The organism is Bacillus sp. ISL-7 (assembly GCF_018613065.1).
On the sequence record NZ_JAGGQW010000001.1, the window covers coordinates 30,969 to 55,959 of the forward strand.

Sequence of the window (24,991 nt, forward strand, 5' to 3'; positions counted from 1 at the left end):
TGTAATCAACGCCATGTGATCGGTCTTAACTGGTCACTTTTTTCTTTTTTGGATAGGATATGATAGTTTAGAACTTTGATAATTGCTGAGCTTATGCTATTTTTATATAAATCATCCTCTTCATGATAGGAGGTTTTTGATAGATGAATGACTTATATGCGGACAGGATGCCGCCGCAAAATATAGAGGCCGAACAGGCTGTGTTAGGGGCGATTTTTTTAGAACCTGCCTCTTTGATTTTAGCTTCAGAAATATTAATTCCTGAGGATTTTTATCGTGCTTCCCACCAAAAAATATTTAATGTCATGCTTAGTCTAAATGATCAAGGGAAAGCAGTTGACTTAGTTACGGTAACTGAGGAGCTTTCAGCTGCCAAACTGATTGAAGATACAGGCGGGGTTAGTTATTTAGGGGAATTGGCTGCCTCTGTTCCGACAGCAGCAAATATTGAGTATTATGCAAGAATAGTAGAAGAAAAGTCATTACTTAGAAGATTAATTCGTACCGCAACAAGCATTGCTTCGGATGGATATTCCCGCGAAGATGAAGTGGAAGCTCTCTTAAGTGAAGCGGAGAAAAGTATTATGGAAGTGGCGCAGCGAAAGAATGCCGGTGCTTTCCATAATATCAAGGATGTACTTGTGCGTACGTATGACAATATTGAGGAAATGCATAACCGTGTTGGGGACATTACGGGTATTTCAACAGGATTTGCGGAACTGGACCGAATGACAGCTGGATTCCAGCGTAATGACTTAATTATTGTTGGTGCCCGTCCTTCCGTGGGTAAAACAGCGTTTGCCTTGAATATTGCAGCCAATGTGGCGACGAAAACGAATGAAAATGTCGCGATTTTTAGTCTGGAGATGGGTGCCGAACAGCTGGTTATGCGTATGCTTTGTTCTGAGGGAAATATCGATGCGCAAAGACTTCGTACAGGTTCCCTGACGGATGAAGACTGGGGTAAGCTGACGATGGCGATGGGCAGCTTGTCGAGTTCAGGGATTTTTATCGATGATACTCCAGGGGTCCGTATCAGTGACATCCGTTCCAAATGCCGCCGTCTCCAGCAGGAGCATGGTTTAGGCATGATTTTAATTGATTACTTGCAGCTGATCTTAGGAAGCGGACGATCTGGTGAAAACCGTCAGCAGGAAGTTTCTGAGATTTCACGTTCCCTAAAGCAATTAGCACGTGAATTGAAGGTTCCTGTTATTGCTCTTTCTCAGCTCTCCCGTGGTGTCGAGCAGCGTCAAGATAAACGCCCGATGATGTCCGATATCCGTGAATCCGGAAGTATTGAGCAGGATGCCGATATCGTGGCGTTCTTGTATCGTGATGACTACTATGATAAAGAATCAGAGAATAAGAATATTATCGAGATCATTATTGCCAAGCAGCGTAACGGCCCGACCGGAACAGTGTCGTTAGCCTTTGTTAAGGAATATAATAAGTTCGTTAACCTCGAGACACGGTATAATGATCCGCCGGGTGCATAGATTAAGGCTAGCCAAGTTTTTTTGGCTAGCCTTTTTTGTGTGTAGATTAACAGCGAATATTGGTCGTGGAGGCTTAGATAATGGGGTAAATGGTGTCCTGCGAAATAAGTAAGGTATCAATTTGAAATTTAGAATTGTTATACTCAAGTAATAAATCATGGATAATAAGCCAATCCTCGGAAAGCCCTTCTAACCAGACATCACTCTTTTGCTCCCCTTCGTATCCTTTTTTAAGACTTAAATAGTTAGTTATTTCCTTATCTGATAAACTCATTCGAACATTTAATGATCTTAAAATTATTATTTCCGATTGCTCTTGCCGATGTTTAATAATCATATTTCACTTCCTTATCATTATTTTACGAAACTATAATTCTATTTTATTTGAGAAATATCTAAATCTGCAGGATGCGATTTTGATAGATTCCTAAATTAATATTTTACGAACATAATAATATACCCATATATAAAACGTTCGTGTTTTGTTTGCTTTTAGCCATGAAAGTTGGTAAACTTGTGTATGGAAAAAAGAAAATCGTATTTAATTTGGAGGTGCCTTATATGTCATCAGTAGTAGTGGTTGGGACGCAATGGGGAGATGAAGGAAAGGGTAAAATTACCGATTTCCTTTCAGAAAATGCCGAGGCAATTGCCCGTTACCAGGGAGGAAATAATGCAGGCCACACCATTAAGTTCAATGGAGAAACATACAAATTACATCTAATTCCATCAGGAATATTTTATAAGGAAAAAATTTGTGTAATTGGTAATGGTATGGTTGTTGATCCAAAGGCACTTGTAACCGAACTTGCCTACTTACATGAAAAGGGCGTTACAACCGATAATCTTCGTATCAGTAACCGTGCCCATGTCATCCTTCCATATCATTTAAAACTAGATGCAGTGGAAGAGGAAAGTAAGGGCGCTAATAAAATTGGAACGACTAAAAAAGGGATTGGACCTGCCTATATGGATAAGGCAGCCCGTGTGGGGATTAGAATCGCTGACCTGCTCGAACACGATGTATTTGAAGAAAAGCTTGATCGTAATTTACAAGAGAAAAATCGTTTGTTCGAACGTATTTATGAGACTACAGGATTTACGAAGGAAGAAATCCTAGAAGAGTATTATGAATATGGTCAGCAAATTAAACAATATGTTTGTGATACATCAGTTGTATTGAATGATGCCTTAGATGAAGGCAAACGGGTTCTTTTTGAAGGCGCACAGGGTGTCATGCTTGATATTGACCAAGGTACATACCCATTCGTGACCTCATCTAACCCAGTAGCCGGCGGTGTAACGATTGGGTCTGGTGTCGGACCATCTAAAATCACTCATGTGGTTGGAGTGTGTAAGGCATACACTTCTCGTGTTGGTGATGGACCTTTCCCTACTGAACTAAATGATGAAATCGGCGATCGTATCCGCGAAGTTGGTCGTGAATATGGCACAACAACTGGGCGTCCTCGTCGAATTGGCTGGTTTGACAGTGTGGTAGTTCGTCATGCTCGCCGTGTAAGTGGCTTAACCGACCTGTCCCTCAACTCGATTGATGTACTATCGGGTCTTGAGACATTGAAGATTTGTACTGCATATCGTTATAAAGATGAATTGATTACAGAATATCCTGCTAGCTTAAAGGTTTTATCACAGTGCGAACCTGTCTATGAAGAATTACCTGGCTGGAGTGAGGATATTACTGGAGTTAAAACATTAGATGAATTACCTGAAAATGCACGTCATTACGTGGAACGTGTAACACAGCTTACTGGAATTCCGTTAACTACGTTCTCTGTTGGACCAGATCGAAATCAAACAAATGTAGTCCGCAGCCCATGGAGACAAATTTAATTGTTACTTAACTAATGGAGCCCTCTAATTAGAGGGCTTCAAATCTTTTAAAAAGTTTTTTTAAAAAAAGTATTGCGTTGAGTAGATAGTCCGTGCTATTATAAAAAGCGTCGTCACAGTACGATAAAGTTTTTGAAACGTTTTTTAGTACGAGCCATTAGCTCAGTTGGTAGAGCATCTGACTTTTAATCAGAGGGTCGAAGGTTCGAGTCCTTCATGGCTCACCAAAGTTTTTTGCTTTTGCAAAATAACTTTCAATATATGGCCCCTTGGTCAAGCGGTTAAGACACCTCCCTTTCACGGAGGTAACACGGGTTCGAGTCCCGTAGGGGTCATGGCTTTTGATTGTCAGTAAGAGGCTGGCAAGGACGGTTTCCTTGCTGACAATCAATTAAATATTGGTCTGGTAGTTCAGTTGGTTAGAATGCCTGCCTGTCACGCAGGAGGTCGCGGGTTCGAGTCCCGTCCAGACCGCCATATAAGTGGCTCAGTAGCTCAGTCGGTAGAGCAAAGGACTGAAAATCCTTGTGTCGGCGGTTCGATTCCGTCCTGAGCCATAAAAAGAGAAGTTTGCATTTGCAAGCTTCTTTTTTTAGTTAAAAATTGAAATTGTAATCCCAGTGTAATAAAACCACCTCTTTTTTACAAAAGAACCATGAGTTTTTGTCGATTATTGTAATAATTATATCCTCCTCCTTCAGAACTAGAAAAACCCTTATTTAATAGGGACTTTCCCCTGCTTTTTAAAAAGAAAAACACGGAAATCTAATTAGAATATTTCACGTAAATGTAGGTGAATGTCAGTAATTATACATTTTTGTTACAGTATAAAGACTATTAATCTATTTACAAAAAATTATGTTAAAGTATAGAAGGTCTAAAATACTGGGGAATTCTTTTGTGGGTAAACACTAGATTAAGAGGGTTTTACCGTGGTTTAGGGAGGAAAAATGCTGCTTTTCAATAAGGTATCAAAAACAAAAAAGTTATTTCTTAAGATAACGATTGCTACTACAATTGCTTCATCGCTGATTGCATTTAGTAACGGACCGGTTGCTTTTGCAGATACATCAAAATCAACCAAAGATTATGACGTATATCTGGATGGTACATATATTGGAAATATTGCAGATAAGGCTGTTGTAAATAAAATAATTGCTGCAAAAGTCGATGACAGCAACAAAATCGATCAACAGGTGCAAAACATTCCATATCAAGTATTTCCTTCTGCTGCAAAGAAGCAAGAAACAGTCCGAACTATTAAGAGTATATTCCAACTTCAAACAGAGGCCTCTGCGATTATTATTGATGGTAAGCCCGTTGTTTACGTAGATAATCAAAATACAGCTGAAGAAGTTATGAAGAAGCTAATCCAACAATACGTGCCGGAGGATCAATTAACCGAACTTAAGGCCAGAAAAGCTTCCGTCAATTCGACATTACCAGCATTAAAAGAAAATGAGTCGCGTCTATTAGACGTTCGATTATCAAAAAATGTTTCCTTTTCAGTAGAAAATATTGTTCCACAAAAAATGATGTCAGCTGAAGAAGCAGTTGCCTTTTTACAAAAAGGTACATTAGAAGAACAGAAATATGTGATTAAAGAAGGCGATGTGCTCGAAATGATTGCACAAGACCACGACTTGACATTGGCGGAGATCTTAGCAGTGAATCCGGGACTAAAAGGGGATACGCTCTTAAAGATTGGCGAAAAAATTAATATTACCGTTCCGAAACCATTTATCGAAGTGATTATTGATAAAGAAGTAAATAAAAAGGAAGAAATTCCATTTAAAAATACAGTTGTTGAAGACTCTTCCTTGCTAAAAGGTGAGAAAAAGGTAAAACAAGAGGGTAAAAGTGGCTCGCGGTCTGTTAACTATAAAATTACTGAACAAAATGGTGTAGCAGTGCAGAAAGTGGAGTCAAATGCGACAGTCCTTGAACAGCCTGTGAATCAGATTGTTATCAAAGGAACAAAAGTCATTCCGTCTCGTGGGGAAGGAAACTTTGCCTGGCCGACTGTAGGTGGGTATGTATCCAGTAAACAAGGGCCTAGATGGGGCAGAATGCACAAAGGTATTGATATTGCCAGACCAAGCAACAGAACAATAAAGGCAGCCGATAATGGCGTCGTTGTTTCTGCTGGCTGGGGCGGCGGTTATGGGAATAAAATTGTCATTGACCATCAAAATGGTTACCGTACCCTTTATGGACACATGTCGTCGCTCAAGGTTAGGGTAGGCCAGACAGTTTCAAAGGGTACTAGTATAGGTGTAATGGGAGCTACGGGAGATGCAACAGGTGTACACTTGCATTTTGAAGTGTATAAGAATGGCAGCCTAGTAAATCCACTTTCCTATTTAAAGTAAAAGGTAAGTCTCTAGTTGTCACTAGAGGCTTTTCTTTATTCTTAGAGAATTGTCTGGCACCATGACCCAGATCTTTCCAAATAGTACTTATAGGTGAATTTATGCCAATAACATGATACAGTAATCTAGTATAGTTATGACTTCTAGAGCATTTGTTAAATAGATTAGATCGACTAAATGATAAGGAGATATGGTATGGAAAAGAAAATTCTTGTAGTTGATGATGAAAAGCCAATTGCTGATATCTTACAGTTTAACTTAAAAAAAGAAGGTTATGTTGTCTATTGTGCTTATGATGGAAACGAAGCACTCCAGTTGGTTGATGAAATCGAACCTGACTTAATCCTCTTAGATATTATGCTTCCTTTACGAGACGGGATGGAAGTTTGCCGTGAAGTCCGCAAGAAGTATGAAATGCCGATTATTATGTTGACTGCCAAAGACTCTGAAATTGACAAAGTCTTAGGTCTTGAACTCGGTGCGGATGATTATGTAACCAAACCGTTTAGTACAAGAGAATTGATTGCGCGCGTAAAAGCTAACTTGCGCCGTCACCAGCAAATTCTGACGCAGCCAGATGAAGAGAACGAAACCAATGAAATTGAAATTGGTTCACTTATTATCCATCCTGATGCTTATGTTGTTTCAAAACGCGGTGAGACAATCGAGCTTACACACCGTGAATTTGAATTGCTTTACTATTTGGCTAAACATATCGGTCAAGTGATGACAAGGGAACACCTCCTGCAAACGGTTTGGGGTTACGATTACTACGGAGACGTGCGGACCGTTGATGTAACGGTTAGAAGATTGCGGGAAAAAATTGAGGACAGCCCGAGTCATCCAACGTGGATTGTTACTCGCCGCGGAGTTGGTTACTATTTGCGGAATCCTGAACAGGAGTAAGATGAATGAGAAAGGTTGGTTTCTTTCGCTCTATAAACGTAAAATTCGTTATCATCTATGTCCTCCTTATTTTAGTAGCCATGCAAATTATCGGCGTTTATTTTGTCAAACAGCTTGAAGAAACATTACGGACAAACTTCCAGACTTCGATAAAGCAACGGGTTGATTTGCTTGCCTACAATCTGGTTCAGGAAATGGAGAAAGAGAGAACGCCTGAAGATCCAACACTCGAAGAGGATATCAAAAAAATCCTCAGAGACTTTGATGCAGGTGATATTTCGGAAGTTCGGGTGATTGAAAACAGGTCTCTTAAAATTCTTGGTACCTCACATCCCAGTAACCAAGGGGTGGTTGGACAAAGGACAACAGAGCTCCGAATCAAACAATCAATGGTTTTAGAAGAGGATCAAAGCGCAATATTAATCGACCCCCAAACAGGCCATCGGATTTGGGTCCTTTCTACTCCAATTATGTCTGGTAAAAAAGTAATTGGTGCAATCTATCTTGTCGCAAAAATAGAAAATGTCTTTGAACAGATGAAAACTATTAATGGGATTTTTGCTACAGGGACAGCAATTGCCTTATCGATTACAGCTATATTAGGGATATTATTAGCCCAAACCATCACAAGACCGATTGCTGATATGAAGAAGCAGGCCTTAGCGATGACCAAGGGTAATTTTTCAAGGAAAGTAAAAGTATATGGCAATGATGAAATTGGGACACTGGCCGTTACGTTTAATAATTTAACGAAAAAGCTCCAGGAAGCACAGGCCATGACCGAAGGGGAACGTCGGAAGCTGTCATCTGTTTTGTCCTATATGACGGATGGTGTTATTGCTACCGACAGGAAAGGCCGGGTTATTTTAATCAATGAACCAGCGGCAGAAATGCTGAATGTTTCACGTGAAACAGTGCTGACCCAGCCAATTGTCTCGTTATTAGATTTAGATGATACCAATTCCTTCGAAGACTTATTGGAGGAAAAGGATTCAATCATCTTAGATTACAGTACAAAAACCGAGCGTTATTTCCTGCGTGCCAATTTCTCTGTGATTCAAAAAGACACGGGCTTTGTCAATGGATTAATTGCGGTTTTGCATGATATCACGGATCAAGAAAAAATTGACGCCGAACGAAGAGAGTTTGTCGCCAATGTATCCCATGAACTTAGGACACCGCTAACGACAATGAGGAGTTATTTAGAAGCTCTTGCAGATGGTGCCTGGCGGGATGAGGAGATTGCTCCGGAATTTTTAGAAGTGACGCGGACCGAAACAGAAAGAATGATTCGCTTGGTCAATGACTTGCTCCAGCTTTCAAAAATGGATAGTACGGATTACAGGCTGAAAATCGAATGGGTAAACTTCGTCGACTTCTTCCACCGCATCATTGACAGGTTTGAAATGTCGAAGGAACAAAACGTCACCTTTAAAAGAAAACTCCCGAATCATGTGATATTTGTTGAAATTGATGAAGATAAAATGACACAGGTCTTATACAATATTATTTCAAATGCCTTAAAGTATTCACCTGAAGGCGGAAACGTTACATTTTCGATTAAAGAGATGGACGATAAAATTATTGTCAGCGTAACAGACCAAGGCATGGGGATTCCGAAAGAGAATATTGGAAAGATTTTTGATCGTTTTTATCGTGTCGATAAAGCGAGAACTCGGAAACTAGGCGGTACGGGCCTAGGTCTGGCGATTGCAAAGGAAATGGTTAATGCTCATGGTGGGGCAATCTGGGCAACAAGTGAGGAAGGGAAAGGAACAAAGATTTCCTTTTCACTCCCATATGAACGTTCTGAAGAGGATGAATGGTCATGAGATACGAAAATATTAAATCAGGAATTTTAACCTTTTTAGTTCTGGTTAGTATTCTTTTAACATGGAATCTTTGGACCTACCAGCCTAATTACGAAACGATGGAAAAGAGTAAAACGGTAGCTGAAGTCACCTTAAGTGAAAAACAAGAGGTCCAAAAGATCGTCAGGCCTGACCAGGTGTTTTTTCACGTTAAGGGTCAGCATTATGGAACCAATAACACAGAAGAGATCGAAAAGGTTCTCAAACAATTAAGCAGTTGGGCCTTTTTTGATGTAAAAAAATATACAAACGATGTGAAAAACATTAAGGAATTAATCCATGGCAGCGGCAATGCGGAAATTATTTTTCCAGGAGAAGTCCCGATTGAGTTATATCGCAGTGTCTTAAATATTGAGGGTAAAAAAATACCTTCTTTCACCTTCAATCGAATCATTGTCAATGTTGAGAATTCAGAAAAGGAAAATGGGATTGTTTATTTTGTTTCCACTGAACATCAGCAAGTATATATAAGTCATATTTCTTCTGCTCATTTAAGTGAATTCAATCGTAATATTTATAAAAATGCAGCGCAGTTCCCACGTCATTTCGCCTATGAAGCTTCTGAATGGCGGACGATTTTCCTTCCAGAAACTGAAACAGAAATGACAACCTATAAATATTTGCCTGTTAATCTTGATTCTGAGGAATTTAAAGAAGCACTTTTCAACGACCCTAGTTTTGTGCAAAAAAGCTTCGTCCCTTCAGGGGAGGAATATACGAACGATTCTAGTAAAATGACGTTGAATTTTGAAAGTAACGTCCTTCGCTATGTCAATCCAACCGTGGAAGAGAATTTTGTTAATAGCTCTTATGATTTAGTCAAACGGAGTATTGACTTTGTGAACGAACATGGCGGCTGGACAGACCCTTATCGCTATGTTGATAAAAATGAACTTAATCACTCCGTAACCTTTCGTTTATACAGCATCGAAGGCTATCCTGTCTTTAACGGAAACGGGATTGCTGAAATTAGTGAGGTTTGGGGCCGAGATGAAATCAATCAATATATTCGGCCAAATATTTCTTTGGAGCTTCCCCTTACAACGGAAATGAAAAAGGTCACACGCCCATCGGGGCATGATGCACTGAAATTTTTACAAAACAAAAAGAACTTTAAGCCAAGTCTTCTTGAAGAAATGATCTTGGGCTATCGGATGGAAAGGGATTCAGATGAGAATAAGCTAATCCTTTTAGAACCCGCCTGGTTCTATCGCTATGATAAAACATGGGGACAGATTACGATGGAAGACCTAGGAGGATTGCAGCATGGATTGGAGTAAGATTAAAACAATTTTTATTATAACGTTCTTAATTTTAGATGTTTATCTCTTATTTCAATTCATGAAAGTCCGTGATGCCAATAAATATGAGGTGATTACTGAGGCCTCGTTTGAAGAAAAACTGAAAGCGGATGAAATCAAATTTGTGGACCTTCCCAAGGATCCCATTAAGGCTCAATACCTCAGTGCAAAGCCTAAGATGTTTAATCAAGAAGATATTAAAAAACTTAAGGGACAGACTGTTGTTCTAAGCGGAATCGGGACAACCTCTCTCCATGCCAAATTAGAGAAACCACTGCAGTTAACTAATAAGTTTGAACCGGCAGAGCTTTCTACCTTTTTAACGGATAATGTGCTTTTTGGAGAAGATTATCAATTTGGAGAGAAAAGTAACAAAGATCAAACGATCACTTACTATCAACGATCGGAGAATTTCCCGTTGTTTAAGAATATTAATGGGATGATCACATTTAAAGTGAATGAAGCTGATCAAATTGTATCTTATGAACAGACCTTCCTGGAGGAAATGGAAACTTTAACAGCAAAAGAAGAAATTCTTAAGCCGTTAAAGGCGATTGAAACCTTGCACCAGAAAGGGATGTTGAAGTCGAAGAGTAAAATTACCAGGGTAGAGCTTGGCTACTCCACACTCATCCAGTTGGCTGCTTCACAAGTATTAGCACCAACTTGGCGCTTTGAGGTCGATGGTAAGGAGAGCCTGTTTGTGAACGCATTTGAAGGGCAGATTATTCAATTTAACAGCGATGAAAATAGTAAATTGGAGTGAAATAGCATGTCTTTAAGTTATAGCATTCTTGCAAGCGGGAGTACAGGGAACGCCCTTTATGTGGAGTCTGATGAACATTCGTTTCTAGTTGATGCTGGGTTTAGCGGTAAGCAAATGGAGGCACTGTTTGGACAAATTGACCGTGATATTAGTAAACTTTCCGGAATATTTGTCACGCATGAGCACAGTGACCATATTAAGGGAATTGGGGTTCTCGCCCGTAAATATCAGTTGCCTGTATACGCGAATGAAAAAACTTGGCGGGCGATGGAACACTCGGTCGGCGTGATTCCAACGGAGCAAAAGTTTGTTTTCAATATGGAAACAGTGAAGAGCTTTGGTGCTGTTGATATTGAATCATTCGGGGTATCACATGATGCTGCAGAACCTATGTTTTACGTTTTTCATCATGGAGGAAAAAAACTTGTCTTAATCACGGATACAGGCTATGTCAGTGACAGGATGAAGGGGACCATCTCCAATGCAGATGTGTATATTTTTGAATCCAACCATGATGTTCAAATGCTTCGGATGGGCAGATACCCATGGAATATTAAACGAAGAATTTTAAGTGATGTGGGCCACGTTTCTAATGAGGACGCAGCCTTTGCGATGAGTGATGTGGTTGGCGATCAAACTAAGCGAATTTATCTTGCCCATTTAAGCATGGATAATAACATGAAGGACTTAGCAAAAATGGCGGTAACACAGACCCTTCAGGAGCGTGGGCTGATTGTTGGCGAACAATTTGGCCTTTACGATACAGACCCGAAAACACCAACAGCTTTAACAGCTGTATAGTACATTTATAAAAGAATGAAGTACCTTTTTCATAAGGCACTTCATTCTTTTTTTATTGGCAGTGTTAGAGGTTAATAACTATGTTGATTGGAGCGGAAAGCGAAGCGCCTGGAGCGCAAATCAATGACCCAACCTATTTATGAAAAAACTATGAACAAAGTCGTAAGTTTTTATTAATACAAGGTAATTATTTAGTAATTTATAGATGAACGAGTATAATTGTAATTATAAGCCAAAATAAACGATAGCTATCTTTTCGGAAAGTGAGGAATGATGTAAAGTGGGTTATTATGATGATCATTCACAAAACCGCTTCAGGGAACAGAAAGGAAACAGGGGTGGAGTTTTCCTAGCCAGCGTAGTTGGTGCGATACTTGGTGCAATTTTAGTAATCATTGCTATTCCAGCCTTATCCAATCGTGGGTTCCTCCCCTACCAAATTGATACAAATGAAAACAATGCAGTAGAATCAACTAACAATAATAATGATCAGAATTTCATCCATAAACAGGTTGCCTATGATGTGAACACAAATACAACGAAGGCTGTTGAAAAAGCAGCTGATGCGGTTGTCGGAATCAATAATATCCAGTCCACCAGCTTTTGGTCAGATAATCAAGCCGATTCAGAGGAAGAAGCCGCTGGAACAGGCTCTGGAGTTGTCTATAAGAAGGTTGGGGGTAAAGCTTTCGTTGTCACAAACCATCATGTGGTTGAAGGGGCGACAAAGCTGGAAGTAAGCTTGATCGACGGGACAAAGATCCCAGCTAAGCTGCTCGGCAGTGATGTCTGGACTGATTTGGCTGTCCTCGAGGTCGATGCGGACAAGATAAAAAAGGTAGCTGAATTTGGTGATTCCGATAGTTTAAAAATGGGTGAACCCGTTATTGCAATCGGGAACCCGCTTGGTGCAACCTTTTCAGGGTCGGTCACACAAGGAATTATCTCTGGACTTAAGCGGACGATTCCGGTTGATATTAATCAGGATGGATTAATCGACTGGAATGCAGAAGTACTGCAAACCGATGCGGCCATTAATCCAGGAAACAGCGGCGGGGCCTTAATTAATATTACCGGCCAGTTGGTTGGAATTAACTCCATGAAAATTGCGCAAAATGCAGTTGAAGGAATTGGATTATCCATCCCAATCAATTCAGCCCGGCCAATTATCGATGATCTTGAAAAGTTTGGAACGGTTAAACGTCCATATATGGGAGTGGATTTAAAATCAGTCTCTGAAATTCCAGCCTACTATCAAGAAGAAGCGTTGAAATTGCCTCGATCAATCAATTATGGTGTAGCCTTACGACAAGTCGTACCCAATTCGCCAGCCGCTCAAGCAGGCTTGCAAGAGTTGGATGTCATCGTAGAGATGGATGGGCAAAAAATTAACGACGTCATTGATCTTCGGAAACATTTGTACCAGAAAAAGAAAATTGGCGATCAATTGGAGATTAAATATTACCGTGAAGGTAAGTTGAAGCAGACGACATTAAGATTAGCAGCAGAAACAACTCAATAAAAGCGTAGGCAAAACAGGAAAGTGAACCGTTCACTTTCCTGTTTTTATTTGTGTTATGATGTATTAGTTATTGAGGCAGTTCGTATGACAGAACGGTTTACTGTAAACAATAAAATTAATTATGAAGTGTAAGAAAGGTTGAAGTGAAAAATGATTTATAGCTGTGAGGAACATGTGGAGATTGCTTTAGATGATATTGTGGACCAATATCAAACATATCCAGTATTATCACAAATCCCTGTGGATAAGTCATCAACAGGCTGTGAATATTGTGAAAAACAAGCTGTATATATGGTGGCGAACAAATGATTCCATACAAGATGTGGATAAAAATTGTGAATATGTGGATAACTTCTGTGGATATCTTGTTTGTAAGCTGTTTGTAATCAAGTTGAAAAGGGTTGTGGATTGTGAATATCTCGATTGTTACGGTTGGTAAATTGAAAGAGAAATATTTAAAACAGGGTATTGAGGAGTATTTAAAACGACTGACTGCCTATGCAAAAGTTGATGTCATTGAAGTTGCCGATGAAAAAGCACCTGAAATATTAAGTGAGTTGGAAATGGTGCAAGTAAAGCAAAAAGAAGGCGAAAGAATTTTAGCAAAGATTAGCCAAGATACATATGTAATTGCCTTAGCGATTCAGGGGAAATTAAGCTCATCCGAGGAACTTGCTGATTCACTAGACAAGCTAGCTACCTATGGAAAAAGTAAGATTGCCTTTGTGATCGGCGGGTCATTGGGCTTAAGTGAGGAAGTCATAAAAAGATCGAATGAGCAGCTTTCTTTTTCGCGGATGACCTTCCCCCACCAATTGATGAGGCTCATACTCGTTGAGCAGATATATAGAGCGTTTCGGATTAATCGGGGGGAACCTTACCATAAATAGAGGCAGTTTTACATTTCAAATTTTTTGCATAGAATTCTATCACTTCTAACACCCAATTATAGTGCTTGATTACGTTTCTTTTCTTGATACAACAAAAAAAGGGGCTGTCACAATAATGTTTTGTGGCAGCCCTAGAAAACCCGAGAGATTTTTGAAGAAGGGAGAAACTATTATTTTCTGTCTATAAATTATCCATAAAAACCTCTATCATTGTTAGTTCTATTGTAATCCGTAAGGCTGCAAACCATCCTTTTTGACCTCAATACGCCAGACTTCATTTTTCGATGACTCTGTTATATAAAGGTATCCATTATGAAAAGTCAGATTGGTGGTAAATGTCCCCTCATCCTTAGGCAGGCGAATGGTACCGTATTTAAATCCACTTGCATCAAGTACGACAATTTCACCAGCCTGGAAATGGGCTACATAAAGATTGCCCTCCGTATCGACGGCCAAGCCATCTGGACCGATTCCGCCTTCAAATTGACCGAAGACAAACGGAGTTTCACGTGCGTCTTTAGCATTCTTTGAAGGTACGGAGATAATTCGGTTTGTAGCGAACTCAGAGATATATACACGTTGACCGTTAGCTGAAATCGCAATCCCATTTGGATAAGCAATCCCTTCTTGAAAGAGTACTGGTTCTTTACTATTCGGTGGCAAGTAGAAAACACGTCCTGTTGGTTTCGTTGCACTGGATCCCATTGGCTCTGTAAAATAAAGTCCACCATCTTGGTCAAACACGAGGTCATTTAGACCTTTTAAAGGGCTGCCATTGTAAGAATCAACAATGGTTGTGCGATCTCCAGTAGTAGGGTCATAGGCATAGAGTGTTCCAGTAACATCCGTGATAAAAAGGCGTCCATCCTTGTGAAACTTTGCCCCTACAGGGAGGAGCCCTGCATATTTTTCTATGATTGAAATCTTATCGTCTTCGACCTTAATAATTTCACCTGTAGGCGGACTAACCATCCAAATATTTCCGCTGCGGTCGAAATTAATGCCCTCCATAAATCCACTTCCAGTTGCGACCTTTTCCCATTTACTACTAGGACTGACAATTTCTGAAATGGAATGTCTTTCCCCTTTTGGCACCGGTTTTGTTACATATAACGATTTTGCTCCAACAACTGTAACAGTAATAAGGGAGAGGATGATTAATACGGTTAGTGCTAATGCCCTTTTTTTCATTTGATACATTCCTCCTTGTTAACCTATAAAGGTCAAATGATAAAACTTTCATTTATCCAGCTCCCAGAATTTTTACACAGGGAGCCTGTATATCGTTTTAATTCATCATTTTATTATGAATATAAACAATATAAGAAAGTATCTGAATTTAATAAAAAATAAGTAATTTTTTCTTCTATTTAATTAATTTGTATTTTGTTACACTAAGAGTTTTAGACTGTAATCCTGGCTGGAATTGTATCTTGCGTTGTTGATGGATAATTCCTAATTAACTGCAGGTATAATGTGGTTTTATTCAAAGTTTAGGTAACACAAAACCTCGTCAAAGAATAGGTTGTAAAGGTAGTGAATTAGAGGAGGTCATTTTATGCAACCATATATTAACCAGGATGCTATATATGCTGAAAGAGATATGGAGAATTTCCATAAAAAGTGCAAAAAACATATCTACCAGTTTGTTCAAGTGGAACTAAATGATGGATCTGTTTACCAGGGCATACTTCATAGCTATGACAGGGAGAAAATGTATATTCTTATGCCGAAGATGGAGCATTCTCATATGCCAACGCACACAATGGATGCAGGCAGCGAAAGCAGCGAAAGCAGACAGTTTTTCCCTTTCTTCGGACCATTTGGGTTATTTGGGTTCCCTTTCTTTGGGATAAGAAGATTTGGGCCATTTTTCCCATTCTTTATTTAAAAATCTATACAAAAAAGGCCTGTAGTGGATAGGTACCTACAGGCCTTTTCTATGTGTGGGCGGCAAACATCCAGTCTATAAAATTTTCATTCGTTTATCCTTACATAATAAATTTAGATAGGTCCTGTATGAACGCCCAACAGTATTGATTTGAAATGGTGATATGGATAGAAAAGGATTGAAAAGGCTACGTATGCCGATGAATGAATTTTTATCGCATTTAAGAGATAGGATAAAAACTATATATATTAAATTCCATGTTTGTCCATTTCTTAATATGCTTGTTTAACATAATTTATATCAAAACCTACGTTTAATTGGAGGCTCTTATGTCTAATCAAATTAATATTTTCAACCTGCACGTAAACGGGATGGCACAAAATGCAAGCATTAATATAGGAAGAACCTTACACAATAGCCATACTGCAAACTTAAAATTATTTGGTGCTAATTTTTCAATGGGAGATTATTCCCCTGCTAATTCCGTGATTATTACGGTGACTCAAGATTCAGATATAAGTGATCAAGGTCAAAACGAAAATCCATCTTCATCAGACAAAAGTCAATGATGGTGGTGTGAGAGGTCGGGGGTTAATCCCCTCTCCTACTCGAAGAAAAAAACAATTAAGAGCAATCGCTCATGAATGCTTTCTATAGGGGAGTTTCTAAATAACTATTTAGTACATAAAAATATTCTATAGTCCAAAGCCCCCTGATATTTTACCATTAAATGAAAATGCTGATGTATAACCTCATAAAGTTTAGGTTCAATATGCTCTGAGTACTGGAATTCAGGCATTGAATGGTTTTGAAGGATAGATGGTTTTTTCATAAAAGTATTTATATTTTTAAAACTAGCCTGTTGAATTAAGGTTATCCAATCCTTTTCCGTGAGGATAGAATCTAACCCATAAAATTGTTTAATTTCCTCTTCGGAATTCACCCTAAGACTCCCATTAACGGTAAGTTCATTTGCAATAAACCGACCATCATGCTTTAATAATCGAAATATTTCCTTAAGTGCTCTAGGCTTGTTGACAAAAGAAAGAACAGATTCGGAAATAATAAAGTCATATTGGCTGTCTTTTAACGGACATTTTTCTATTGAGCCCTGAATAATGTCCACCGGTAATTGGTATTTTGTCATTCTATTTTTGGCTTTTTCTATCATTATAGGGTTGATATCCAGCCCTGTTACTTTTGCACCATAATGGGCTGCTAAATAGGCAGCTGTTTGGCCGGTACCACAACCCACATCTAAAATTCGAGAAGAATTGTTAATCTTTTCATTCTCGAATATTTTCTTTGTTAGTTTAATACCACCAGGATGTGCACCACTAACACCAAACTTTGACAAAAAATCTAAATATATTGAAGCCCCAATGACAACCACCTTCTCCATTTATCTTATTTGTATAATATGATTATAAAAATAAGATGGTTCCTTTCAAGTACAGATCCGTATCCAGAAAACTGCTCTTTTTAAAGTTACGGTGAACCTTACCATAAATAGAAGCAGTTTTTTATTAATTATGTCTAACCAATCGTCTATTATATGATGAAGGTTCCTCTCTCGTTTTTCGAGAAAGTAATGGGCTAAATATACAGTAACTAAGAGATACGTCCTTTGTACGTATTTTTTTAGCTAATTAGGAAAGCTCGTGAGCATTTGCAGCGCAGCCTAAAAGTTGAGCTTTTAGGCGAACTACTCATCTGACTTCCCCCTTAAGGGCTCGTCAATCGGCAAGTTTTCTTTATATATTTTTCACTCGTGAATATAATCTTAATAGGCTTATTTTCGGAGAATGCGGAAAAGGGGGCTAATGAATGAATAACATGAAGCAGCTGGGAGACCAATTTGCCCAAATATTAAATGGTAAAGCTAAAATGGTGAAAAATGGCTGTTCGGTTAGTTTAAAGCGCAGTTTTGATGTTCATGTCCAAGGACGGCCAAGTCATTCTGTTTTACCAGTAGGAATTTCTTTTGAGTCATTGGATGTAAATGGTAATGCACTAAACCTTGGGGAGATAACATTACTTGAACAGGAAATCCCAAATTTCACAAGATCTGTTGTGGCTCAAGGATTAATTGTGGGTGCCTTGCATAATCACTGGATATTTGCTCAACCAAATCTGATGTATATTCATATTCAATCGGTTGAACCGCCTCTCTCCTTCGCAAGAAAAGTGGCAAAAGCATTTACAACATTAACAAGCCTCCCCATACAGGAAAAAAATGATTAATACAACTTCAAGATTAGCGGTGAAGGAGATTCAAGCAGAGAGATACTAGCTTCAAAAGGTCAATATAATGATAACTTTTTTTGTGTCTATGTTTTTTGAGAAATTAAGGGCAACTTTTAAAAGAGGTGTTTTCCACCTATTTTTCCATTCTTTCCATTCTTCCTGCGGTATAATGGAACCATAACAATATTGGGAAGGTAAGGTCATATTGGAGATTTTACATCATAACAAATTTGTTGGAGGCAGAATTATTAAGACCGGCATTGCAGTTTTATTGACATCAATGCTTTGTTATTTATTAAAATGGCCGGAGATGTTTGCAGTCATTACTGCAATTGTTACAATTGAGCCTACATCACTAGACTCGATAAAAAAAGCATTTATTCGCTTCCCAGCCTCCGCGATAGGCGCAGCTTATTCTGTTTTATTCACGTTTTTTTTCGGTGACCGTCCGTTTACTTACACTTTAGTAGCTTTAGGAACAATCTTTACTTGCCATAAGCTGCGGCTGCATGCGGGGATTTTGGTTGCTACCCTAACAGGTGTGGCAATGATATCGACGGTTCATCATCAATTTATCGAATCATTTTTTATCAGGCTCGGAACGACAAGTATTGGTTTAATGGTTTCATCATTAGTAAACCTTTTGGTGTTTCGCCCAGATTATTCTGAGAATATTATGAATAAAACAAAACAACTATTTTTGGAGGCCGGCCTATACATTGAAAAGAGGGGACTAGAAATAGTATATGGGCACCCATTGCATAAAGAAACAAAAATGAAGTTTCAGTCATTTGTTAAAAAATTGGAAGCCGTTGATACTTTATGTGAAAATCAGAAAAAAGAATGCAAGATTCATCATTTTAGTAGAGAGGAAATAAGAGTATTCCATTATGCACATAAAAAAATTAACTTATTGCATCAGATGATACATCATCTAGGGAATTTAAACTCTCTTCCCCCACTTAAGAGTCACTTGGACGATGATAAAAAAGAAATGATGATTTCAGCATTCCAATTAGTGAAGAGGATTCTTCAGGGAGATCATATTTGCAGGTCCAACTCTAATCATCGATTAATAGACGCACTGGATCGACATCTAAGACATTCCCAAAGTGAAGTTAGTGGAGAACAGAATCCCCAATTTCCCCACTTTGTTTCACATGAAACATTCATTATATTTGAAATACTGTCTATAATGGATATACTGGAGGAATTGAAACAGCTTCAAAAGTTGGAATTAAAGCATATTCGACTGGGGGGCCAATAAGAAGCAGGAGTTATGGAAATATTCATCATAACTTATCGGAAAAATATTGTTTTGCAAAAAACCAGAATAGATAATGTGCATAAAAACCTTGCATATTACCTATTCTGGTTTTTTTTGTTGATTTTTTGTAATATAAAGGTCACGTCATTGTAGTCCATTGGTACAAGCCTGTATTTTCACTTTTTCTTAGGAATATAGTTAAAAATCTCTTTCGATTCAAAGCTGTCCACGAGGCGATTCAGCCAGTCATAGTATTCGAGAGCATCGTTTAGTTTTTCAATATCCAGTCTTGCTTCCGATTGTATCTTCCTATCGATTTTATCATCTTCTAAAAGTGATTGTAATTCTGTCAGCGACTTCTCCATAGCGGAAACATTAATCGAGATTCCCGTTCTCCATTTAATAGAAAAAAAGTCGATAAAGGTCTGATACCAATCTGGCTCCGCTTGATAAAGGTCCTTCCGTACGCCCTTTTTCCAAACCTTTCCTACCATCTTCAGTTCTAACAAACTTCGGACCGAGGTACTCATACTAGTTTTACTCATCCCAAGCTCGTCTTTCATTTCATCTAGTGTTAACGGGCCCTCCTGAAAATACAAAGCCCCATATAATCTTCCAATGGATTCAGTTACCCCATATAAATTCATATTTTGAGAAATAGCTTCAATCACCCGTTCACGTGCTTGCTCCAACTTTTTTTCGCCATTCATTTTGTATCACATCCATTTTATATAAATGTACCTACTAAGACTACCATGTATATTTTAAAAGTAAAGAATTCACTTATAGAGGAAATGAGAGCAATTCCAAGGAATTTAGAGAATGTTGCATATTCAGTACGTACAGTTTTTTCTGTACGTACTTTACGCCCAAATTTGCCCAATTAACAACTTTGCTAATTACGGTAAGTTGGCACTATAATGAAAAAAGTTCCACTACTTACGAAACAGCAATGAGGTGATCACTTGAATTCTAATAATAAAAAAATCAGCGTCCGTAATGTAACGAAAATCTTTGGAAAACCCAAAAAAGCCCTTCAGTTATTACAAAGTGGGGAAACAAAACAAAGTATTTTAAAGAAAACAGGGGCGACTGTTGGGGTAAATCAAGCAACATTTGATGTCGAATCAGGAGAGATCTTTGTCATCATGGGTTTATCAGGAAGCGGCAAGTCTACTCTTGTCCGCATGCTTAACCGGTTAATCGACCCGACCGACGGTGAAGTTTTGATTGACGGCATGGATATCGTAAAAATGAAAAAAGAACATTTAAGAGATGTTCGCCGCCAAAAAATAAGCATGGTCTTCCAAAAATTTGCACTTCTTCCCCATCGAACTGTCTTAGAGAATACAGAGTATGGTTTAGAGGTTCAAGGAGTACCAAAAGAAACCCGAATAAACAAAGCCATGGATGCTTTAAAACTCGTAGGGCTCGATGGATATGAATTCCAGTTCCCTAAACAATTAAGCGGTGGAATGCAGCAAAGAGTTGGATTAGCAAGAGCATTAGCCAATGATGCAGATATTTTGCTGATGGATGAAGCCTTTAGCGCGTTGGACCCCTTGATTCGCAAAGACATGCAGGATGAGCTTCTTGAGCTTCAATCAACCATGAAAAAAACAATTGTATTTATTACCCATGATTTAGATGAAGCCCTAAGAATAGGCGATCGTATTGCCCTCATGAAAGATGGTTCCATTGTCCAAATTGGAACACCAGAAGAGATCCTAATGAATCCATCAAACGACTATGTGGAGAGATTCGTAGAGGATGTAGATTTATCTAAAGTTTTAACTGCAGGGCATGTCATGAAACGGGCAGAAGCTGTTTCAGTTGAAAAGGGCCCACGTGTTGCTCTTCAAATGATGAGAGATTTAGGGATATCTAGTATATATGTCGTGGATAGAAAGAAACGATTACTAGGCGCTATAACAGCCGCAGATGCAAAAGAGGCGATTGACCGGAATAAAGGAATCATAGACATTTTACAGGCGGATGTTTCGACTGTTTCACCTGATACACTGCTAACCGATTTATTTGAGAAAGTTTCCATTGCTACTATTCCTGTGGCAGTTGTCGACCATATGCGACGGCTAAATGGAATTCTTGTCCGAGGTGCCGTCATTGGAGCGTTAGCTGGTAACAATGATTCTATTAACAACTTTGAACAAGCAAAGGCTGAGATAGCAGCTAACCAAGAAGACAAGGGGGTGAAAATAACATGGAACAATGGCTCCCGAAAATCCCAATAGCCGATTGGGTAGATACATTTGTAAACTGGCTGACGGTTCATTTGGCAGTAGCTTTTGATGGAATTACCAACTTTCTCCAATCCATTGTGGATGGAATGGTAATCGGCTTTGGTTATATTCCTTCCTACTTATTTATGATTCTATTAACTTTACTCGCCTGGAAAGTTTCAAATAAAGGAATAGCACTCTTTACCTTAATAGGTTTATTTTTAATCGCCAATCTTGGCTACTGGGAACCAATGCTTGAGACATTGGCACTGGTGTTAACAGCCGTCATCATTTCAATTGTTTTAGGTATACCGTTGGGAATCTGGGCCTCGCAAAAGCAAACGGTGAAGAAAATTGCATCACCGATATTAGACTTTATGCAAACCATGCCCGCCTTTGTCTACCTTATTCCTGCTATTTTCTTTTTTAATATCGGAGTAGTTCCAGGCGTTGTCGCTTCTGTGATTTTTGCTATGCCACCGACGATTCGGTTAACGATTCTCGGGATTCAACAAGTACCTGCTGACATTATTGAAGCCACAGAGGCTTTTGGTTCGACAACAATTCAAAGATTACTTAAAGTACAGCTTCCACTGGCTATGCCAACGATTATGGCAGGAATCAACCAAAGCATTATGCTGGCTCTTTCCATGGTTGTCATCGCATCTATGGTTGGCGCTCCAGGTCTGGGAGCAGATGTGTACCGGGCTGTTACTCAAATTCAAATTGGCAAAGGGTTTGAAGCCGGTCTTTCGATCGTTGTCATTGCTATTATTCTAGACCGGATTACTCAAAATATAGGAAAAAATAAAAAACAAGGGGGAAATGCTTAATGATAAAGAAATGGATGTTTCTATTATTGGCGGCATTGCTGACAATGGGGCTAGCTGCCTGCGGTTCTGACAAAACCACAAAGGATGACGAAGGCGGGAAAAAAGAGGCGTCTGTAGGAGATAGCGTCGACTATAAAATTATTGGAATTGACCCTGGTGCTGGTCTCATGAAGGCCACAGCAAAAGCAATCGATGAATATGGCTTAGATGACTGGAAACTTGTAGAAGGGTCGAGTGCTGCCATGACAGCCTCATTGAAAAAAGCTTATAATAAAAAAGAACCAATCATTGTCACTGGCTGGACTCCACACTGGATGTTTGCTCAATTTGATTTAAAGTACTTAGAAGATCCAAAGGGTGTTTTCGGAGAAGATGAAAATATTCATACCATTGCTAGAAATGGTTTAAAAGAAGACCTTCCTGATGCTTATACAGTTCTTGACCAATTCAATTGGAATCCGGATGATATGGGTGTGGTCATGAATAGTATTGTAAATGGTGAAGATCCGGAAGAAGCCGCTGCTAAGTGGGTGAAAGACAATGCTGATAAAGTAAGCGAGTGGACAAACGGAGCGGGCAAAGTAGACGGAGACAAAATAACCCTTGGCTACGTGGCATGGGATAGTGAAATTGCGAGCACGAACGTCATTGGAAAGGTCTTAACGGACCTTGGCTATAAAGTAACCCTTCTCCAAGTAGAAGCTGGTCCAATGTGGACAGGAATCGCAGACGGAAGCTTAGATGCGCATGTAGCGGGCTGGCTGCCATCGACCCATGAAGATTATTACAAAAAATATAAAGGCAAATTCGAAGACCTCGGCGAAAACCTAAAAGGGACCAAACTGGGACTCGTTGTACCTGCCTACATGGATATTGATTCTATTGAAGACTTGAAATAATTACAAAGAAGCTGACTCAAGAGTCGTTCAAACGATGACTACTTTGATATGCTCCCGATAAAGTAGACAGATGAAATAATAAAAATCTGTTTGCTTTGTTGGGGGCTTTTTCTATGGCGAAAAGTGCGTATACTGCACAAGAAAAGTATGAGTTAATTATGGCTTATCTGGACAGACAAACCTCTATTCCAGACTTCTGCTGTCAAAACAACATTTCGAAGAATACGATTAAAAAATGGATGTTTCTATTTGAAACATATGGGATCAAGGGGCTTGAAGGATCTAGCGGTTGGAAAGGGTATTCTATCGAGGTAAAAACGGCTGCTGTTCTTGATTATCTTTCAGGAACCTATTCCCTGATTGAGATTGTACGTAAGTATGAAATATCAAGCGACTCTGTGTTGAGAAAGTGGATAAAGCATTATAATGATCATAGAGAATTAAAAGAGACGAAAAGGATGAGTAACTCTATGATTAAAGGTCGATCTACCACGCTTGAAGAACGTTTGGAAATTGTTATGTATTGTCTACAGAACGGAAAAAATTATCACCAGGCTTCGGAGCTTTTCGAAGTTTCTTATCAACAGGTGTATCAATGGATGAAGAAGTATGAAAAAGAAGGAGAAGACGGTCTTAAAGATAAGCGAGGGCGGAGTAAGATAGATCCAGAATTAACTCAGGAGGAGAAAATCCAGCGAGAAATGAAGCGGTTAGAGCGGGAAAATGAACGTCTTCGGGCAGAAAATGCATTTTTAAAAAAGTTGGAGGAACTCGAAAGGAGGCGTTTAAAGAAGCAATCTTAAGCCAGACCCGATTAACGGATAAATACGTAGCTATACAGGAACTTCATCAGGAAGAGAATTTTTCCATCGTTCTATTATGTAAGATTGCGAGAATTTCACGTGCAGCGTATTATAAGTGGCTTGACCGTTCCCCTTCAGAAAATGAAAGTTTAAACGAGGAAATCCTTGAGGAGATAAAGCGCCTATATAAGAAGGTGGACGGCATATATGGCTATCGCCGCATAACAATGAATCTAAGACGTACGTTATCAAAGGATATTAACCATAAGCGTGTGTATAGACTGATGAGGATTGCTGGAATCCAGTCGGTTATTCGTCGTAAAAGAAAAAAATATAAGCCGAGCACTCCACAACATGTAGCTGAGAACCTATTAAATAGGGATTTCAACGCAGAGAAGCCAAATGAAAAGTGGCTGACAGATGTGACCGAAATGAAATACGGTTCCTCACAAAAGGCTTATTTGAGTGCAATTTTAGACTTGTACGATGGATCAATCGTAAGTTATGTATTAGGAACATCCAATAATAATCCGTTGGTGTTTAAGACCCTTGATTTAGCATTAGAGGCTAACCCGAATGCCAATCCCCTTCTTCATAGTGACAGAGGATTCCAATATACTTCCCCTGCATTTAAAAGGAAAATTGAAAAAGCAAAAATAGTGCACAGTATGTCTAGAGTGGAAAGGTGTATTGATAACGGACCAATGGAGGCATTTTGGGGGACATTAAAATGCGAGAAGTATTATCTAAACAGATACAATACGTTTGAAGAGTTGAAGAAAGACATAGAGGATTACATACTGTTTTATAATCATGAAAGACTGCAAAAAAGACTAAACGGCGTTAGCCCTTTAGAATACAGGGCTAACGCCGCTTAGTGTCGTTTATTTATTTCCGATGTCTACTTGACGGGGGGCAGATCACTTCGAGTCAGCTTTTTCAATTAGCGGTATTAGTTGGGTGTCAGGCACCATCTAATGAAAAAACAGTAACTCAAGGCCTTGTCCCTGAAATGAATCGGCAGACGTA

22 protein-coding genes, 4 tRNA genes and 1 pseudogene are annotated in these 24,991 nt (G+C 39.0%); 23 read left to right on the plus strand and 4 right to left on the minus strand.

The features are described 5' to 3' along the window. Window positions 1–143 precede the first annotated feature (143 nt). Complete coding sequence (gene dnaB, locus J7E66_RS00155; protein WP_088084864.1) at window positions 144–1,499, plus strand: replicative DNA helicase; 1,356 nt, start codon at window positions 144–146, stop codon at window positions 1,497–1,499. Window positions 1,500–1,572: 73 nt separating this feature from the next. On the opposite strand, the gene J7E66_RS00160 is transcribed toward dnaB, so the two are convergent. Then, on the minus strand, window positions 1,573–1,836 hold the full coding sequence (locus J7E66_RS00160; protein ID WP_214997466.1) for a nuclease-related domain-containing protein: 264 nt from the start codon (window positions 1,834–1,836) through the stop codon (window positions 1,573–1,575). 224 nt (window positions 1,837–2,060) lie between these two features. On the opposite strand from J7E66_RS00160, the gene J7E66_RS00165 reads away from it, so the two are divergent. From J7E66_RS00165 to rlmH, 14 genes are all read left to right on the plus strand, one after another. Continuing rightward, window positions 2,061–3,353, plus strand: coding sequence for an adenylosuccinate synthase (locus J7E66_RS00165; RefSeq protein WP_214997467.1), 1,293 nt, complete (start codon window positions 2,061–2,063; stop codon window positions 3,351–3,353). Between the two features lie 151 nt (window positions 3,354–3,504). After that, window positions 3,505–3,580 (plus strand) — tRNA-Lys (locus J7E66_RS00170). 36 nt (window positions 3,581–3,616) lie between these two features. Further along, window positions 3,617–3,688, plus strand: a tRNA-Glu gene (locus J7E66_RS00175). 65 nt (window positions 3,689–3,753) lie between these two features. Next, window positions 3,754–3,830: transfer RNA gene (locus tag J7E66_RS00180), tRNA-Asp, on the plus strand. 7 nt (window positions 3,831–3,837) lie between these two features. Further along, window positions 3,838–3,910: transfer RNA gene (locus tag J7E66_RS00185), tRNA-Phe, on the plus strand. Between the two features lie 393 nt (window positions 3,911–4,303). Then, window positions 4,304–5,725 carry a peptidoglycan DD-metalloendopeptidase family protein gene (locus J7E66_RS00190; RefSeq protein ID WP_214997468.1) on the plus strand — a complete coding sequence of 474 codons (1,422 nt, stop codon included), beginning with the start codon at window positions 4,304–4,306 and terminating at the stop codon, window positions 5,723–5,725. 195 nt (window positions 5,726–5,920) lie between these two features. After that, window positions 5,921–6,631, plus strand: a complete 711-nt coding sequence (gene yycF / locus J7E66_RS00195; RefSeq protein WP_214997469.1) for a response regulator YycF — start codon at window positions 5,921–5,923, stop codon at window positions 6,629–6,631. 5 nt (window positions 6,632–6,636) lie between these two features. Beyond that, the gene (walK, locus tag J7E66_RS00200; protein WP_214997470.1) at window positions 6,637–8,463 is read left to right on the plus strand and encodes a cell wall metabolism sensor histidine kinase WalK; all 1,827 of its coding nucleotides are present in this window, start codon (window positions 6,637–6,639) and stop codon (window positions 8,461–8,463) included. After that, window positions 8,460–9,782: a YycH family regulatory protein gene (locus J7E66_RS00205; protein WP_214997471.1), complete on the plus strand. Its 1,323-nt coding sequence runs from the start codon at window positions 8,460–8,462 to the stop codon at window positions 9,780–9,782. The genes walK and J7E66_RS00205 overlap by 4 nt, the downstream gene beginning before the upstream one ends. Next, on the plus strand, window positions 9,769–10,569 hold the full coding sequence (locus J7E66_RS00210) for a two-component system regulatory protein YycI (RefSeq protein WP_214730824.1): 801 nt from the start codon (window positions 9,769–9,771) through the stop codon (window positions 10,567–10,569). The genes J7E66_RS00205 and J7E66_RS00210 overlap by 14 nt, the downstream gene beginning before the upstream one ends. A gap of 6 nt (window positions 10,570–10,575) precedes the next feature. Continuing rightward, the gene (locus J7E66_RS00215; RefSeq protein WP_214997472.1) at window positions 10,576–11,370 is read left to right on the plus strand and encodes an MBL fold metallo-hydrolase; all 795 of its coding nucleotides are present in this window, start codon (window positions 10,576–10,578) and stop codon (window positions 11,368–11,370) included. A gap of 280 nt (window positions 11,371–11,650) precedes the next feature. Continuing rightward, entirely contained in the window at window positions 11,651–12,892 is a 1,242-nt protein-coding gene (locus J7E66_RS00220; RefSeq protein WP_214997473.1) for a S1C family serine protease, read from the plus strand. Window positions 12,893–13,042: 150 nt separating this feature from the next. Continuing rightward, window positions 13,043–13,201 carry a CxxH/CxxC protein gene (locus J7E66_RS00225; RefSeq protein ID WP_214997474.1) on the plus strand — a complete coding sequence of 53 codons (159 nt, stop codon included), beginning with the start codon at window positions 13,043–13,045 and terminating at the stop codon, window positions 13,199–13,201. A gap of 101 nt (window positions 13,202–13,302) precedes the next feature. Then, the gene (rlmH, locus tag J7E66_RS00230) at window positions 13,303–13,782 is read left to right on the plus strand and encodes a 23S rRNA (pseudouridine(1915)-N(3))-methyltransferase RlmH (RefSeq protein ID WP_214997475.1); all 480 of its coding nucleotides are present in this window, start codon (window positions 13,303–13,305) and stop codon (window positions 13,780–13,782) included. A 219-nt stretch (window positions 13,783–14,001) separates the two neighbouring features. Here rlmH and J7E66_RS00235 read toward each other — a convergent pair whose 3' ends face one another. Continuing rightward, window positions 14,002–14,973: an SMP-30/gluconolactonase/LRE family protein gene (locus J7E66_RS00235; RefSeq protein WP_251032674.1), complete on the minus strand. Its 972-nt coding sequence runs from the start codon at window positions 14,971–14,973 to the stop codon at window positions 14,002–14,004. A 367-nt stretch (window positions 14,974–15,340) separates the two neighbouring features. On the opposite strand from J7E66_RS00235, the gene J7E66_RS00240 reads away from it, so the two are divergent. Then, the gene (locus J7E66_RS00240) at window positions 15,341–15,673 is read left to right on the plus strand and encodes a hypothetical protein (protein WP_214997477.1); all 333 of its coding nucleotides are present in this window, start codon (window positions 15,341–15,343) and stop codon (window positions 15,671–15,673) included. Window positions 15,674–16,002: 329 nt separating this feature from the next. Further along, window positions 16,003–16,242 (plus strand): spore germination protein, encoded by a 240-nt coding sequence (locus tag J7E66_RS00245; protein WP_214997478.1) that lies wholly within the window; start codon window positions 16,003–16,005, stop codon window positions 16,240–16,242. Window positions 16,243–16,346: 104 nt separating this feature from the next. On the opposite strand, the gene J7E66_RS00250 is transcribed toward J7E66_RS00245, so the two are convergent. After that, window positions 16,347–17,075, minus strand: coding sequence for a class I SAM-dependent methyltransferase (locus J7E66_RS00250; RefSeq protein WP_214997479.1), 729 nt, complete (start codon window positions 17,073–17,075; stop codon window positions 16,347–16,349). Window positions 17,076–17,500: 425 nt separating this feature from the next. Here J7E66_RS00250 and J7E66_RS00255 point away from each other — a divergent pair, with 425 nt between their 5' ends. Together J7E66_RS00255 and J7E66_RS00260 are read left to right on the plus strand one after the other, a co-directional pair. Then, complete coding sequence (locus tag J7E66_RS00255; protein ID WP_214997480.1) at window positions 17,501–17,917, plus strand: DUF1259 domain-containing protein; 417 nt, start codon at window positions 17,501–17,503, stop codon at window positions 17,915–17,917. 208 nt (window positions 17,918–18,125) lie between these two features. Next, window positions 18,126–19,187, plus strand: coding sequence for an aromatic acid exporter family protein (locus J7E66_RS00260; protein ID WP_214997481.1), 1,062 nt, complete (start codon window positions 18,126–18,128; stop codon window positions 19,185–19,187). A gap of 176 nt (window positions 19,188–19,363) precedes the next feature. Here J7E66_RS00260 and cudC read toward each other — a convergent pair whose 3' ends face one another. Beyond that, complete coding sequence (gene cudC, locus J7E66_RS00265) at window positions 19,364–19,897, minus strand: choline uptake/conversion transcriptional regulator CudC (protein ID WP_214997482.1); 534 nt, start codon at window positions 19,895–19,897, stop codon at window positions 19,364–19,366. Window positions 19,898–20,152: 255 nt separating this feature from the next. Here cudC and J7E66_RS00270 point away from each other — a divergent pair, with 255 nt between their 5' ends. From J7E66_RS00270 to J7E66_RS00285, 4 genes and pseudogenes are all read left to right on the plus strand, one after another. Beyond that, entirely contained in the window at window positions 20,153–21,439 is a 1,287-nt protein-coding gene (locus J7E66_RS00270; RefSeq protein WP_214997483.1) for a quaternary amine ABC transporter ATP-binding protein, read from the plus strand. Next, window positions 21,409–22,260 carry an ABC transporter permease gene (locus J7E66_RS00275; protein ID WP_214997484.1) on the plus strand — a complete coding sequence of 284 codons (852 nt, stop codon included), beginning with the start codon at window positions 21,409–21,411 and terminating at the stop codon, window positions 22,258–22,260. Before J7E66_RS00270 ends, J7E66_RS00275 begins: the two co-directional genes overlap by 31 nt. Beyond that, entirely contained in the window at window positions 22,260–23,159 is a 900-nt protein-coding gene (locus tag J7E66_RS00280) for a glycine betaine ABC transporter substrate-binding protein (protein WP_214997485.1), read from the plus strand. The genes J7E66_RS00275 and J7E66_RS00280 overlap by 1 nt, the downstream gene beginning before the upstream one ends. Before the next feature lie 113 nt (window positions 23,160–23,272). Further along, window positions 23,273–24,840 (plus strand): annotated as a pseudogene (locus tag J7E66_RS00285) (IS3 family transposase). Window positions 24,841–24,991: the final 151 nt, after the last annotated feature.

Coding starts and splice junctions, on each gene's coding strand:
- dnaB (WP_088084864.1), top strand. CDS start 144: ATGAATGACTTATATGCGGACAGGATGCCGCCGCAAAATATAGAGGCC.
- J7E66_RS00160 (WP_214997466.1), bottom strand. CDS start 1,836: ATGATTATTAAACATCGGCAAGAGCAATCGGAAATAATAATTTTAAGA.
- J7E66_RS00165 (WP_214997467.1), top strand. CDS start 2,061: ATGTCATCAGTAGTAGTGGTTGGGACGCAATGGGGAGATGAAGGAAAG.
- J7E66_RS00190 (WP_214997468.1), top strand. CDS start 4,304: ATGCTGCTTTTCAATAAGGTATCAAAAACAAAAAAGTTATTTCTTAAG.
- yycF (WP_214997469.1), top strand. CDS start 5,921: ATGGAAAAGAAAATTCTTGTAGTTGATGATGAAAAGCCAATTGCTGAT.
- walK (WP_214997470.1), top strand. CDS start 6,637: ATGAGAAAGGTTGGTTTCTTTCGCTCTATAAACGTAAAATTCGTTATC.
- J7E66_RS00205 (WP_214997471.1), top strand. CDS start 8,460: ATGAGATACGAAAATATTAAATCAGGAATTTTAACCTTTTTAGTTCTG.
- J7E66_RS00210 (WP_214730824.1), top strand. CDS start 9,769: ATGGATTGGAGTAAGATTAAAACAATTTTTATTATAACGTTCTTAATT.
- J7E66_RS00215 (WP_214997472.1), top strand. CDS start 10,576: ATGTCTTTAAGTTATAGCATTCTTGCAAGCGGGAGTACAGGGAACGCC.
- J7E66_RS00225 (WP_214997474.1), top strand. CDS start 13,043: ATGATTTATAGCTGTGAGGAACATGTGGAGATTGCTTTAGATGATATT.
- J7E66_RS00235 (WP_251032674.1), bottom strand. CDS start 14,973: ATGAAAAAAAGGGCATTAGCACTAACCGTATTAATCATCCTCTCCCTT.
- J7E66_RS00240 (WP_214997477.1), top strand. CDS start 15,341: ATGCAACCATATATTAACCAGGATGCTATATATGCTGAAAGAGATATG.
- J7E66_RS00245 (WP_214997478.1), top strand. CDS start 16,003: ATGTCTAATCAAATTAATATTTTCAACCTGCACGTAAACGGGATGGCA.
- J7E66_RS00250 (WP_214997479.1), bottom strand. CDS start 17,075: ATGGAGAAGGTGGTTGTCATTGGGGCTTCAATATATTTAGATTTTTTG.
- J7E66_RS00255 (WP_214997480.1), top strand. CDS start 17,501: ATGAATAACATGAAGCAGCTGGGAGACCAATTTGCCCAAATATTAAAT.
- cudC (WP_214997482.1), bottom strand. CDS start 19,897: ATGAATGGCGAAAAAAAGTTGGAGCAAGCACGTGAACGGGTGATTGAA.
- J7E66_RS00275 (WP_214997484.1), top strand. CDS start 21,409: ATGGAACAATGGCTCCCGAAAATCCCAATAGCCGATTGGGTAGATACA.
- J7E66_RS00280 (WP_214997485.1), top strand. CDS start 22,260: ATGATAAAGAAATGGATGTTTCTATTATTGGCGGCATTGCTGACAATG.